This window comes from Pseudomonas sp. DR208 (genome assembly GCF_019823005.1).
In the GTDB taxonomy this organism is placed as follows: domain Bacteria; phylum Pseudomonadota; class Gammaproteobacteria; order Pseudomonadales; family Pseudomonadaceae; genus Aquipseudomonas; species Aquipseudomonas extremorientalis.
On the sequence record NZ_CP081944.1, the window covers coordinates 2604823 to 2617630 of the forward strand.

At 63.9% G+C, this 12808-nt stretch carries 11 protein-coding genes; 2 read left to right on the forward strand and 9 right to left on the reverse strand.

Going from position 1 to position 12808, the window contains the following annotated elements:
- The first annotated feature begins 15 nt into the window (after positions 1 to 15).
- Complete coding sequence (locus K5K89_RS11805; protein WP_071491483.1) at positions 16 to 993, forward strand: sugar-binding transcriptional regulator; 978 nt, start codon at positions 16 to 18, stop codon at positions 991 to 993.
- A gap of 51 nt (positions 994 to 1044) precedes the next feature.
- Here K5K89_RS11805 and dhaL read toward each other — a convergent pair whose 3' ends face one another.
- The 5 genes from dhaL to K5K89_RS11830 are packed head-to-tail and all read right to left on the reverse strand — an operon-like array spanning position 1045 to position 5968.
- Complete coding sequence (gene dhaL / locus K5K89_RS11810) at positions 1045 to 1692, reverse strand: dihydroxyacetone kinase subunit DhaL (RefSeq protein ID WP_222541458.1); 648 nt, start codon at positions 1690 to 1692, stop codon at positions 1045 to 1047.
- Between the two features lie 3 nt (positions 1693 to 1695).
- The gene (locus tag K5K89_RS11815) at positions 1696 to 2697 is read right to left on the reverse strand and encodes a dihydroxyacetone kinase subunit DhaK (RefSeq protein ID WP_222541459.1); all 1002 of its coding nucleotides are present in this window, start codon (positions 2695 to 2697) and stop codon (positions 1696 to 1698) included.
- Between the two features lie 36 nt (positions 2698 to 2733).
- Entirely contained in the window at positions 2734 to 3492 is a 759-nt protein-coding gene (locus K5K89_RS11820) for an SDR family oxidoreductase (RefSeq protein ID WP_222541460.1), read from the reverse strand.
- A gap of 14 nt (positions 3493 to 3506) precedes the next feature.
- Complete coding sequence (locus K5K89_RS11825; protein ID WP_076954377.1) at positions 3507 to 4484, reverse strand: ABC transporter permease; 978 nt, start codon at positions 4482 to 4484, stop codon at positions 3507 to 3509.
- On the reverse strand, positions 4481 to 5968 hold the full coding sequence (locus tag K5K89_RS11830; RefSeq protein WP_071491478.1) for a sugar ABC transporter ATP-binding protein: 1488 nt from the start codon (positions 5966 to 5968) through the stop codon (positions 4481 to 4483). Before K5K89_RS11830 ends, K5K89_RS11825 begins: the two co-directional genes overlap by 4 nt.
- Positions 5969 to 6224: 256 nt before the next feature.
- On the opposite strand from K5K89_RS11830, the gene rpiB reads away from it, so the two are divergent.
- The gene (gene rpiB, locus K5K89_RS11835) at positions 6225 to 6707 is read left to right on the forward strand and encodes a ribose 5-phosphate isomerase B (protein ID WP_222541461.1); all 483 of its coding nucleotides are present in this window, start codon (positions 6225 to 6227) and stop codon (positions 6705 to 6707) included.
- A 6-nt stretch (positions 6708 to 6713) separates the two neighbouring features.
- Here the strand turns inward: rpiB and K5K89_RS11840 are convergent, their stop codons facing one another.
- The 4 genes from K5K89_RS11840 to K5K89_RS11855 form a co-directional block, all read right to left on the reverse strand.
- The gene (locus tag K5K89_RS11840; protein WP_222541462.1) at positions 6714 to 7979 is read right to left on the reverse strand and encodes a carbohydrate porin; all 1266 of its coding nucleotides are present in this window, start codon (positions 7977 to 7979) and stop codon (positions 6714 to 6716) included.
- A 57-nt stretch (positions 7980 to 8036) separates the two neighbouring features.
- On the reverse strand, positions 8037 to 10445 hold the full coding sequence (locus tag K5K89_RS11845) for a glucose/quinate/shikimate family membrane-bound PQQ-dependent dehydrogenase (RefSeq protein ID WP_222541463.1): 2409 nt from the start codon (positions 10443 to 10445) through the stop codon (positions 8037 to 8039).
- A 166-nt stretch (positions 10446 to 10611) separates the two neighbouring features.
- Positions 10612 to 11352 (reverse strand): IclR family transcriptional regulator, encoded by a 741-nt coding sequence (locus K5K89_RS11850; RefSeq protein ID WP_071491474.1) that lies wholly within the window; start codon positions 11350 to 11352, stop codon positions 10612 to 10614.
- Between the two features lie 116 nt (positions 11353 to 11468).
- On the reverse strand, positions 11469 to 12797 hold the full coding sequence (locus K5K89_RS11855; RefSeq protein ID WP_093127986.1) for an MFS transporter: 1329 nt from the start codon (positions 12795 to 12797) through the stop codon (positions 11469 to 11471).
- Between the last annotated feature and the right edge of the window lie 11 nt (positions 12798 to 12808).

The following is a 12808-nucleotide window of genomic DNA, read 5'->3' on the forward strand; positions in this document are numbered from 1 at the left end:
TAAATGGAAGCTCCCATGACCGACAGTGCCCAGCGTGCCGCCAGCGACATCGACCTGATGACCGAAGTGGCCATGCTTTATTACCTCGACAACATCACCCAGGAAGCCATTGCCAAGCGCTTCGACCTGTCGCGGGTCAAGGTCAGCCGCTTGCTCAAGCGCGCCCGTGATGAAGGGGTGGTGGAGGTGCGGGTGTTGCAGCATCCGGCCCTGAACACGGAGTTGGAGCAGGCGCTGGTCGAGCGTTTCCAGTTGGACCGCGCCTTGATCGCGGTCGACCACGGCGACCCCGACACCCAGCGCTCGGCCGTGGCCAGCCTGGTGGCCAACTACCTGAACAAGACCCTCAGCGACGGTATGATCGTCGCCGTCGGCATGGGCCGCAACGTGGGCGCCGTGGCCGAGAACGTGTTCCTGCCGGTGACGCGCAACTGCACCTTCGTTTGCGCCATCGGCGGCTCGCTCAAGGCCGGCGAATACATGAACCCCGACCATATCTGCCGGCGCCTGGCCCTGCGTTTCGGCGCCGAGAGCGAAACCCTGTACGCCCCGGCCCTGGTGGCCAACCCGGAACTGCGCAGCGTGCTGATCAACAACGACACCGTGCGCTCCACCCTCGACCGTGCGCGCCGCGCCGATATCGCCTTGATCGGCATCGGCGACATGAGCGAGAACAGCAACATGGTGCGCATGGGCTGGTTCTCGCCCCAGGAAATCGCCCAGGCCCGGGTGTCCGGTACGGTCGGTGACATGATGGGCTACGACTTCATCGACATCCACGGCCAGCCAGCGGTCAACGCCATGCAGGGCCGGGTGATCGGCCTGTCGGTACAGGAGCTGGTGCGCATTCCCGACGTGGTAGCGATTGCCAGCGAAAACACCAAGGCGGCGGCCACCCTCGGTGCGTTGCGCTCCGGGGTGATCAACACCCTGGCGACGACCGTGTCGAATGCCTACACGATCCTTGCCCTGGATGATGCAACGCGCCGCTAGGTGACATCTTGTATGTGGTGAGCCCGCTCGCCACAGAAAGCCGGCTCACAACTACCCGACCAACCGCGCCTCAACCGATTCGGCAAGGTTGGTCAGGATCAGGCAGCACGACACTGCGCCCGCATCCAGTACTCCCAGGGAGCGCTCCCCCAGGCGGCTGGCACGGCCGATCTTGGCCACCAGGTCGCGGGTGGAATCACGGCCCTGGGACGCGGCGCTTTTCATCCGTTGCAAGGCTTCGCGGAACGTCGCGCCGCTGGCCTGGGCCTGTTCGAACGCCTCGACCGCTGGAATCAACGTATCCATCAGGCACTTGTCACCCACGCCGGCGTCGCTGATGTCTTGCAGTGAGGTCAGGCCGCCACGCAGCAGCCTGGCGAAGGTCGCCCCATCGATGCTATCGCGGCCGCGCACTTCGTCGGCCATGCCGATAAACAGGCTGCCATACAGCGGGCCCATGGAGCCGCCGATGCCTTCCATCAACGCCAGGGTCAGTTCGTCCAGCGCCTCGGCCAGGGACAGTTCGCGGCCCTCCAGGGTCTTGCCGCAGCGCGAGAATCCCTTGGCCATGTTGATGCCGTGGTCGCCGTCGCCGATGGCGCCGTCCACTTCACTGAGGTATTCGCGGTTGGCGACGATGATCGACACCAGGTTGGTGACGATGGCGCTGCCGGTGTTGCTCGGGAAATGTTCGCTCATGCTTCACTCCGACTGGGTCATGCCGACGGAGCGGCAAGGTTGGTCGATCAAACGGCTCAGCTCGGCGTCGAGGCCAAGCAGGGTCAGGGTCACGCCCATCATTTCCAGGGACGTGAAGTAGTTGCCCACGTAACAGCGGTGTATGCGCAGTCCCTTGGCGCGCAGTTGGCGCTCGACCTCGGCGTAGAAAATATACAGCTCCATCACCGGCGTGGCGCCCAGGCCCGAGACCAGCACCACCACGCTCTGGTCCTGGGTGAAGTCGCGGTCGGCCAGGATCGGCGCAAGCATGCGCTCGGCCATGGCGGCGGCGGACTCCACTGGCACCACTTCGATACCGGGTTCGCCATGGTGGCCGATGCCCAGTTCCATCAGGCCGTCGGCAATCTGGAAGTTGGGTTTGCCTACCGCCGGAATGGTGCAGGGCGTGAGCCCCACGCCGATGGAGCGGCAATGGTCCACGGCCTTCTGCGCCACGCGGATCACGCCGTCAAGGTCGTAGCCCTGGGCGGCGGCGGCACCGCCGATCTTCCACATGAAGATCTCGCCGGCCACGCCACGCCGCTTGGCGATTTCGGCGGGCGGGGCGGAGGCCACGTCGTCGTTGGCCACCACGGTGCGGATGTTCATGGCTTTGCTGGCGGCCATTTTCATAGCCAGCTTCACGTTCATGTTGTCGCCGGCATAGTTGCCATACAGGCACGCCACGCCCGCGCCCTGGTCGGCGGCACGGAACGCGTCGAAGAAGCTCTTGGCGGTGGGCGAAGAGAAAATCTCGCCCACCGCCACCGCATCCACCAGCCCCGGGCCGACATAGCCGAGAAACGCCGGCTCGTGCCCCGAACCGCCGCCGGTGACAATACCGACCTGGCCGGCCGGTGAGGACGTGCGTTTGCGGATGACCCGTGGGTTGCTCTCGTACTGCACCAGTTCCGGGTGCGCCAGGAGGATGCCTGCGAGCATGTCCTCGACCACCAGGTCCGCATCATTGATGACTCGATTCATTGGGTGTTTCCTTGTTCTTATTCGTCTGGAATCGGCTTACTGAATGCTGTAGCCACCGTCGATCACTACGTTTTCCCCGGTGATCATCCTGGCCGCGTCGCTGACCAGGTAGAGCACCAGGCCGGCGATTTCTTCCGGCTGGGCGAAGCGCCCCACCGGGATCTGCAATTTGGCCCGTTCGCCCAGTTCGCCCGCCCAGGCTTTCTTGCCCAGGGCGGTCTCGACGATGGTCGGAGACACGGCGTTGACGTTGATGCCGTGGGGCGCCCATTCCATGGCCAGCACCTTGGTCATGCCGACCACGGCGGCCTTGCTCGCGCAGTAGGCCACATGACGGTCCAGGCCGATGACGGCGGCCTGGGAGGCAAGGTTGACGATACGCCCGCCGCCTTGTTCGATCATGTAGCGGGCACAGGCCTGCGCCACGAAGAAGCTGGCCTTGAGGTTGATGTCCAGGGTGGTGTCCCAGGCGTTTTCATCCACGTCCAGGGCCTTGTGGAGCAGCGCGACCCCCGCGCTGTTGACCAGGTAATCGATGCGCCCGAGCCCGGCAGCGGCCTGGTCGACGACGGCCTGCAGCGAATCGAGCTGGCGCAGGTCAGCCACCAGCCCCACATGACCCGCGCCGAGGCTGGCAGCCACTTCGACCACCGCGGGGTCACGGTCCAGCAACGCCACCCGGGCGCCGCGCTCCACCAGCAACTGGGCACAGGCCAGGCCGATACCGGCGGCGCCCCCGGTGATCACGGCGCAACGGCCGGTGAGGTCGAACGCCTGGTTCCAGAAATTGGACATTGCACACACTCCACTTAGCGTTTTTTCTTGCGCCAGACATCAATCAACACCGCAAGCACGATGATCAATCCCTTGGCCACTTGTTGGTAATACGACGACACCCCGAGCAGGTTCAAACCGTTGTTGATCACACCGATCAGCAGCGCGCCAAACAACGTGCCGACAATGCTGCCGGTGCCACCCGACAGGCTGGTGCCGCCGATCACCACCGCCGCAATCGCATCCAGCTCATAAGACACGCCCGCCTGGGGCAGGGCCGAGGTGGTGCGCGCCGCCAGCACCACCCCGGCCAACCCCGCCAGCAGGCCGGAAATCACATACACCGAGAACGTGACCTTGCGCACGCCGATGCCGGAGGTGCGCGCGCTTTTTTCGTTGCCGCCCACGGCGTACACGTAGCGCCCGTAGGTGGTGTAGCGCAGCACCATCCAGAAGATCAGCGCGACCACCGCAAAGATAATGATCGGCACGCCAATGGGGCCTAGCTTGCCGATGCCCATGGCGAGGAAGCTGTCCGGCAGGTCGGTGACCGGGCTGCCGTCGTTGAGAATAAAGGTCATGCCCCGCGCCACGCTGAGCATGCCGAGGGTGGCGACAAAGGGCGGGATGCTCAGGTTGGCTACCATGAAACCGTTGACCACGCCGAGCATGGCCCCGGCAAACATCCCCGCACTCACCGCCGCCAGCAGGCCATAACCCTGGGTGGCGACCAGCGCGCTGCACAAGCCGGCGAAGGCCAGGATCGAGCCCACCGACAGGTCGATGCCCTTGGTGAGGATCACATAGGTCATGCCCACGGCCAGGATGCCGTTGATGGAGGTCTGGCGCAGGATGTCCATCCAGTTGCGCCAGGTCATGAAGTATTCGCTGGAAAACGCCATCACCAGGCACAGCAGGATAAACACCAGCGGCAGGCCGAAGCGGTCGAGGGACAAGCGCAGGCGGTTGCGCGGCGCGGCAGTGACGGGTGCGGCGAGGACTTTACTGTTCATGAGGCAAGACTCAACAAGGCTTCCTGGGAAAGGGCGGTGTCGCTGCTGACGGTCACCAGGCGGCCGCCCTTGAACACCGCGATGCGGTCACTCAGGTGCAGCAGTTCCGGCGCCTCGGACGAGACCACGATGGCCGCACCGCCGGCGCGCACGAATTCGTCGAGCAGGTGATAGATCTCCTGCTTGGCGCCTTCGTCGATGCCGCGCGTGGGTTCGTCGCACAGCAGGCAGATCGGCTGGGTCGACAGGCATTTGGCGAGCACCACTTTCTGCTGGTTGCCGCCGCTCATGGATTCCACCGGCAGGTCCAGGGAGGAGATCTTGATCTGCAGGCGCTTGACCATGCTCTGCGCCAGGGCCTGTTCCTTGCGCGCATTGATCACCGACCAGCTCGACAATTGCTTGTAGGCCGACAGCGCGATGTTGGCGAGGATGCTGGCGCTGAGCACCAGGCCGCTGTCCTTGCGGTCTTCGGTGACCAGGGACATGCCGGCGCGGATGGTCGCCGCCGGGGTGCCGGTGGGCAGGGGCTGGCCTTGCAGGGTGGCGCTGCCGGCGTCCGGCAGGGTCAGGCCATACAGGCAGTTGAGGAATTCGCTGCGGCCCGAACCCATCAGCCCATAGATGCCGAGGATTTCACCCTGGCGCAGTTGCAGGCTGATGTCCTGGAACTCGCCGTCACGGCTCAGGCCATTGACATCCAGGCACGTGGCGGCGGCGCATTCGCGGCCGACTTTATGGTCGATGCGCTGCAACTCCTGGCCGACGATGCCGCGCACCAGGTGGGCGCGGTCGATATCGGCCATGCGCCCGCTTTCCACAAAGGCGCCGTCGCGGAAGATGCTGTAGTCATCGGCAATCTGCGCCAGTTCACTCAGGCGGTGCGACACATAGATGATCCCGGCGCCACGGGCGGTCAGGCGGCGGATCGCCTTGAACAGGGTTTGCGCTTCGTGTTCGCCGATGGCCGAGGTGGGTTCGTCCATGATCATCACCTGGCAGTCATGGCTGAACGCCTTGGCGATCTCCACCAGTTGGATCTGCGCCACGCTCAGGCGATGCATGGGGCTGGTGGCGTCCACGTCGAACTCCAGGCTTTGCAGCAGTTCGCGGGTGCGTCGGTTCAGTTCCTTGCTGTCGACGATACAGCCGGCGCGGCGTGGCTCGCGGCCCAGCCAGATATTTTCGGCGACGGTCATGTAGGGGATGGGTTCCAGCTCCTGGGTGATCATCGCCACCCCGGCGGCGAGGGCTGCGCTGGGGCGGTCGAACTGCACCGGCTGGCCGTTGAGCAGGATGCTGCCGGCGTCACGCTGGGTGATGCCCATCAAGATGCTGAGGAAGGTGGATTTGCCGGCGCCATTGCCGCCGCACAGTGCGTGCACGCTGCCGGCCCGCAGGGAGAGGCGCCCGTCGCGCAGGGCAGGGACCCCGGCGTAGGCCTTGGAAACTTGTTCAGCGTGAAGCAGTAATGGCGGGGCCATCGGTGTGTCCTCTTGCTGATTTTCTTATTAGGTAGGCTTAGCCAACAGCCTGATCATATGATCGGATAGTGATCATATGTTTAAACTGCTCGGGCCGGCTTTGTCAATGGTTTGGCGCAGTGTTCGCCCGTGCTTTTATCGTTTTAGCGGCACTTCGCCTTGAAATAAGCCTTGACAGCGGTGGGCTGATCGTCCGCTAATGATTGTGCATAATTTCAGTTAGTGATCATTTGATCGGTCTGATGGAGAGGCAGTAATGGGTGCACAAACGATGTTTTCGGTGGCCATCGGATGCGACGAGGCAGGCTTTGAGCTCAAGGGAATGCTCAAGCGTTTTATCGAAAGCCTGGGGTATGAGGTCGAGGACTTTGGCTGCCATTCGTCCAGCCCGGTGCTGTACCCGGACATCGCAGCAGCCGTAGCCACGGCGGTGGGCGCGGGTGAGCGGCGCCTGGGTGTGTTGATCTGCGGCACCGGCATCGGCATGGCGATTTCCGCCAACAAGATCAAGGGTGTGCGGGCCGCCCAGGCCCACGATACCTATTCGGCCGAGCGCGCACGCAAGAGCAACGATGCGCAGATCCTGTCCATCGGTGCGCGGGTGATCGGGCCCGAGCTGGCCAAGAGCATCGTCAAAGTGTTCCTGGAATCGGAGTTCGAAGCAGAGCGCTCCGGGAGGAAAGTCGAGCGCATCACTGCGCTCGAACGGGCGAACAGGGCGTTGCCATCAGATGACTGAGTCGCCTCAGAACACCGCCTTGACCTGCAGGCCCAGCACCAGGGCGTTGTCGATGTTGTCACCGGAAAACGCACCCGGCTCGATGATGTATTGCACATCCGGGCGCAGGGTCAGCCAGGGGGTGGCCTGGTAGCCGTAGCTGAGTTCGATCAGTTGTTCAGCATTGTTCAGGTCGGGATAGTCGGTCCCGGCTTTGAAGGCGGCCAGTTCCTGTACCTCGCGGCTGCGCGGGTTCGGCACGGCGCGACCATAACCCAGGGCCAGGGTGTCACGCGGCCGGCCTTCGAACGGCTTGTACAGCACCACGCCTGCGCCGTACCACTTGCTGAACGGCGAGGCCGCTTCGCTGGCGGCGGAATACTGGCCGAAGGCGTGCAGCACACGGCCGGCGGATGAGTCCGAGGCCCACACTGCCTGGTCGATCAGCAGGTAGTGACCACCGCGGCCGCTGACCTCCTTGGTGCTGCCGATGCGTTTCACGTCGGAGCTGTCGTAGTAATAGCCCAGCTTGTATTCGCCCGGCAGGCTGCCGGCGTGTTTGTAGATCAATTCGATGGGCACCACGGTGCCAGTGGTGTGCTTGGGGTCCAGGCGCCAGGCGCGGCTGGAGTTGCCGTTGCTTTGCGGGTCGACGTTGAAGGCGGCAACGCGCAATTGCCAGGCCGGCGAGAAGTCATATTTCGCCCGCGCACCCAGTCGTGCATTCGGGTAGTTGGTCCAGCCGCTGCCGCCGGACATGTTCAGTGGGTGCCCGCAGAACCCGGCGTTCATGAAGTTGCACAAGATCCCGCTGTCGAGGCCGCCGAGGTCATTGCCCATGGCCATGTAGCCGAGCTTGATGTTCAGCGCCGGGGTGAACAGCGTGCGTTCGTAGCTCAACTCGGTGAGGCGGGTGTAGAGACCGCCATAGTTTTCCTGGATCGGCAGGCGGTTGCCCACCAGGTCCTCGGACGCACTGTTGCCGCGCCGGTCATTGATCGTGAGCTGGATGCGGTCGCCATTGTTCAAGCCGTAGAGCTTGCCCAGGTCAAACTGCACGCCGAGCTTGAGGTTCTGCGAGTAGCGCGCCGAGCGGTGCTGGCCGCCGTGGGCGTTGTAGGCGGTCTCGCCGCTGTAGTCGCCGGTGAAGCGGATGCCCTGTGCGTCGAGTTCACGGCGCAGGCCGCCCCAGTCGCCGGTCAGGGTGGTGTCATCGGCTTGTACGGGCAGGGCGGCACCCAGGGCGAGGCCCAGCAACAGGCGCCCAAGGGCAATATGAGAAGTGGGGGTCATGCGGGTTTTTCCAGGCACAAGGCGCGGCGCCGGGGAGGCGCCGCGCGAACAGGGGGGTTAAGGCAGGGCGTAGGCGATCACGTAGTCGCCACGGTCAGTGGACTGGCGTGCGCCACCGGCGGTGATGACGATGTACTGTTTGCCGGTTTTCGGCGATACGTAGGTCATCGGGCCGCCCTGGCTGCCGACGGGCAGGCGGGCCTTCCAGATTTCCTCGCCATTGCCGCTGTTGAAGGCGCGCAGGTAGAAGTCCTGGGTGCCGGCGATAAAGATCAGGCCGCCCTGGGTCGACAGGGTGCCGCCGAGGGTCGGCAGGCCGATCTTGATCGGCAGGTGCATGCGGATGCCCAGGGGGCCGGTGTCCTCGACGGTGCCGACCGGTACTTGCCAGGCGACTTTCTGGGTCTTCATGTTGATCGCAGTCAGGGTGCCGAACGGCGGCGCCTGGCACGGAATACCGGCCACCGACAGGAAGCGGTTTTTGTTCACCGCATACGGCGTGCCCTTGAGTGGCACGGCGCCCATGCCGGTATTCAGCGCTTCGCCACCCGACGCGGCCTGGGCCTTGTTCTGCGAGGGTATCATCTGGATCCACAGGCCCAGGCGCATGTCGTTGACGAAGATAAAACCGTGCACCGGGTCGGTGGAGATGCTGCCCCAGTTCATGCCACCCAGCGAGCCCGGGAAACTCAGGGATTTATCGGTGCCCGGCGCGGTGTACAGGCCGTCGTAGCGCATGCCCTTGAAGTCGATGCGGCACAGCAACTGGTCAAACGGCGTGGCGCCCCACATGTCCGATTCGGTCAGGGTCTGCGCGCCGATCTGTGGCATGCCGACCGATTTTGGCTGGGTGGGCGAGTAGGGCTCGTCAGGGATGTTGGCGGCCTTGACCGGCACTTCCTTCACCTCGGTCAGCGGCTTGCCGGTGGCACGGTCGAGCACGTAGATCTGCCCGGCCTTGGTGCCGATCACCAGCGCAGGCACAGCCTTGTCGCTGCCCGGCGGGGTGAAGTCGATCAGGCTCGGCTGCATCGGCAGGTCGAAGTCCCACAGGTCATTGTGGACGGTCTGGTACACCCATTTTTCCGCGCCGGTGGAGGCGTCCAGCGCCAGTACCGACGCGCCGTATTTGTGGTTGAGCTGGGTGCGTTCCACACCGTAGATGTCGGTGGACGAGCTGCCCATCGGCAAGAATACGGTGTTCATCAGCGGGTCATAGGACATTGGCGCCCAGCTGTTCGGCGTGCTGCGCACGTAGGTGCTACCGTCGGCCGGGGCTTTTTTGTCTTCCGGGTTGCCCGGGTCGAACGCCCAGCGCATCTGGCCGGTGATTACGTCGAAGCCACGGATCACGCCGCCGGGCATGTCGGTCTGCACGTTGTCGGCCACGCGGCCGCCGACCACCACGGTGGTGCCAGCGATCAGCGGTGCCGAGGACAGTTGGTAGTAGCTGTCCGGCACGTTGCCCAGGCCGGCTTTCAAATCCACCTGGCCGTGGGTGCCGAAGTCTTCGCAGAACTGGCCGGTGTCGGCGTCCACGGCGATCAGGCGTGCATCGATGGTGTTGGTCAGCAAGCGGCGCTGGCACTGCGCACCGGCGGGCACGCTGGCGGCGATGATCGGTGAGCTGTTCGGTTGGGTAGGCTGGGCAATCGGCGCAGTGGCGTCGAAGTAGGCCATGCCACGGCAACGCTGCCACACCGCCGATTTGGCGTTGATCTCGTTTTTCCACAGCTCTTTGCCGGTGTCGGCGTCGAGGGCGATCAGGTTGTTGTGCGGCGTGCAGATGAACACTTTGTTGCCGATCTGCAGCGGGGTGAGCTGGTCTTCGGCACCGTTGCCGTCGCTGAGAGCGACGTCACCGGTGTGGTAGGTCCAGGCCACTTTGAGCTTATTGATATTGTCGCGATTGATTTGGTCCAGCGCGGCGAAGCGGCTGCCGCCTTCGGTGTTGCCGTAGTGCGCCCAGTCTTTCTGTGCGTCGGCCGCGGCCACCGGCGTGATGCCTGGGCCAGTGCCGGTGGGTGCCACGCTCGGGTGGGCGACAAACATGTTGCCCGCCGCCACGGCCACGCCCACCGCCAATACCGCCGCCACGCCATAGGCGCCACGTGCAGGCCGGTTGACCAGCAGCGGGTACACCAGCGCTACCACCAGGCCGATCACCGTAAACATGAACAGGCGGGAGAACAGCGGCCAGAACACCAGCCCCACATCCGCCACCGCCCAGAGAGCCGTGCCGACCAGGAAGGCCGCGAACAGCCACGCGCCCGCCGGCTTGCGTCGGGCAATCAGCAAGCCGGACACGGCCATGGCCGCACCGCCGATCAAGAAGTACCAGGAGCCTCCCAGGCTCACCAGTTTGCCGCCGCCGATGGCCAGCGCGAGGCCGAGCAGGGCGATGATAACGCCCAGGCCCAGCAGTAAGATTCTAGAGACGCCAGTGGCGCGCGATGCTCGTTTCATGTCGACAGGACTCGAATGTGAGAGGGCAAAGACGCGATTTTAGCAAGATAAGTAACTGGTTAGTACATTAGAGTCCTGCAATAGACTATTACAGGTGCTGCGATGATGGCATGTGGTCGAATGTCGCTCGAGGTGCGATGCGTCTCGCACCTGGCAGGCCGGCGTTTTAGTCGGATTTCTTGCCGCGCAGCTTTTTTTGCGGGGCCTCGGTGCTGGCAAGTGCGTCGCCGCCCAAGCTGCGGGTCAGTTCGACGGCCGCTTGCTGGAACAGCGGGTGCAGCGTCTGCGCCTGTTCGGCAGTCAGGCGGCTGGCGGGGCCTGACAGTACCAGTGCGCCGATCAGGTTTTCCCCTGGACCGAAGATGGGCAGGGCCATGGACGAGGCATGGGGGTCGGTGGCGCCATGGGAGAAAATCGGTTTGATCATTTTCGCGGCCAGCGCATAGGGTGTGCGCAACGCCTCGGCTCCGGCGGCGCCGTCCATGGGGCGAGTGTCCCCGGGTTGCAGGTGCAGGCGCAGATGGTGAGGGGAGTTCACGCGGTACAGGCACATCCGATAAGCGCCGTGGCGTACGTAGAAGGAAGCGGTTTCGCCGGTTTCCTGAGTCAGGCGGTGCAGCAGCGGAGTGATGTGGCGTTCAAGATCGAGGCCGTCCTGGTACACCGTGTTCAAGCGCATGATTTCGGTGGCCAGCTGATAGCGACCATCGGCCAGGCGGGTGATCAGGCCGTGATTCTCAAGCGAAACCATCAAACGCATGATGGTGCTTTTGATCAGTCCGGTGCGTGCGGCGAGTTCGGCCAGTTCCAGGGCGGTATCCCCCATGCGGAAGGCAGTCAGCACGGTGAGCACCCGATCAGCCGAGGCCACACCGGTGACTGCGGGGCGTGGGCGGGTTTTTACCATGGGTTGCTCCTTGTGAGGGGGTGGGCGGGTAGGCTGCAAAATACTGCCATTGGTCGGCGCGGTCAAAGCGGTGGGGAGAAGGGCAGTCGAATCATCGTGCTGCCCCTCCCGCTTTTTCAGGTCGCGTTGGCAGGTTTATTGAGTTGCGCCGTTTCGCTCATCTGCTTGCGCCCCATCAGCAACACCATGATCGCACCGGCGGCACATAGCGCCGCCAGCGGCAGCAATGCAAGGGCGTAGCTGCCTGTGGCGTGATGAATGGTTCCATACACGTTGACCATGATGCCGCCGCCTATCAGGTTGGCCATCGCGCCTACGGCGGCCAGGCCAGCGGCTGCGGTGGAGGATGAAAGCCAGGTCGAGACCAGCGCCCAGAACGGTCCTTTCATGGAGTACGCACCGATCAGCACCATTGACAGCATGAACACCGTGGCGACCAGCGAAGAGGTCACCAGCGCCAGCAGCAACCCGCCGGTGATCAGCAACAGGGTGAGTGCGGTATGCCAGCGGCGTTCACCGGTCTTGTCGGAGCTGCGGCCCCACACAATCATCAGGATGGACGCGAGCCCGTAGGGGATGGCGTTGACCATGCCGATTTCCAGGTTGTCCAGGCCAAACGTCTTGAGCAGTTGCGGCGCCCATACACTCATTGTGCTGCCGGCCGCCGATGCGCCGGAATAGATCAGTGCCAGCACCCAGATGTGCTTGTGGCGCAGCAGTTTCCACAGTGAGATATGCCCGATGGCGGTCTTGCGGTTGCGCTCTTCGTCGAGGCGGCCAGTGAGCCAGTGGCGCTGCTCGTGGTTCAGCCATTTGGCTTGTTCCGGGCGATCAGTCAGCACGAACAGGCAGGCGATGCCCAGCAGTACAGCGGGAATGCCTTCGATGATGAACAGCCAGTGCCAGCCACGCATGCCGAACCAGCCGTCCAGGCTCAACAACAAGCCGGACAGTGGTGAGCCGATGAAGTTGGCGCCGGGAATCGCCACCATGAAAATCGCGACCATGCGCCCACGGTATGCCGCTGGCAGCCAGTAAGTGAGGTACAGCAGCACGCCCGGGAAGAATCCTGCCTCGGCCGCGCCCAGCAGGAAGCGCATCACATACAGCGAGTTGGCGCCGGTGACAAACGCTGTGCCGGCGGAAATCAGGCCCCAGGTAATCATGATCCGCGCAATCCACACCCGTGCGCCGAAGCGCTGCAAGGCCAGGTTGCTCGGCACTTCCACCAGGAAGTACGAGACAAAGAACAGGCTGCTGGCAAAGCCGAAGATCGCCGGGGTCAGCCCCAGGTCCTGGTTCATTTGCAGCGAGGCCATGCCGATGTTGCCGCGGTCGATGATCGCCAGCAGGTAGCAAAGGATCAGGAACGGCAGCAGTCGCCACGCCACCTTGCGCATGGTTGAGCGCTCGATGGCGCTGATGTCGGTAGAACTGATAGGCATGACTCTCTCCC

Coding starts and splice junctions, on each gene's coding strand:
- K5K89_RS11805 (WP_071491483.1), top strand. CDS start 16: ATGACCGACAGTGCCCAGCGTGCCGCCAGCGACATCGACCTGATGACC.
- K5K89_RS11815 (WP_222541459.1), bottom strand. CDS start 2,697: ATGAATCGAGTCATCAATGATGCGGACCTGGTGGTCGAGGACATGCTC.
- rpiB (WP_222541461.1), top strand. CDS start 6,225: ATGGGTGCACAAACGATGTTTTCGGTGGCCATCGGATGCGACGAGGCA.
- K5K89_RS11855 (WP_093127986.1), bottom strand. CDS start 12,797: ATGCCTATCAGTTCTACCGACATCAGCGCCATCGAGCGCTCAACCATG.
- dhaL (WP_222541458.1), bottom strand. CDS start 1,692: ATGAGCGAACATTTCCCGAGCAACACCGGCAGCGCCATCGTCACCAAC.
- K5K89_RS11850 (WP_071491474.1), bottom strand. CDS start 11,352: ATGGTAAAAACCCGCCCACGCCCCGCAGTCACCGGTGTGGCCTCGGCT.
- K5K89_RS11840 (WP_222541462.1), bottom strand. CDS start 7,979: ATGACCCCCACTTCTCATATTGCCCTTGGGCGCCTGTTGCTGGGCCTC.
- K5K89_RS11825 (WP_076954377.1), bottom strand. CDS start 4,484: ATGAACAGTAAAGTCCTCGCCGCACCCGTCACTGCCGCGCCGCGCAAC.
- K5K89_RS11820 (WP_222541460.1), bottom strand. CDS start 3,492: ATGTCCAATTTCTGGAACCAGGCGTTCGACCTCACCGGCCGTTGCGCC.
- K5K89_RS11845 (WP_222541463.1), bottom strand. CDS start 10,445: ATGAAACGAGCATCGCGCGCCACTGGCGTCTCTAGAATCTTACTGCTG.
- K5K89_RS11830 (WP_071491478.1), bottom strand. CDS start 5,968: ATGGCCCCGCCATTACTGCTTCACGCTGAACAAGTTTCCAAGGCCTAC.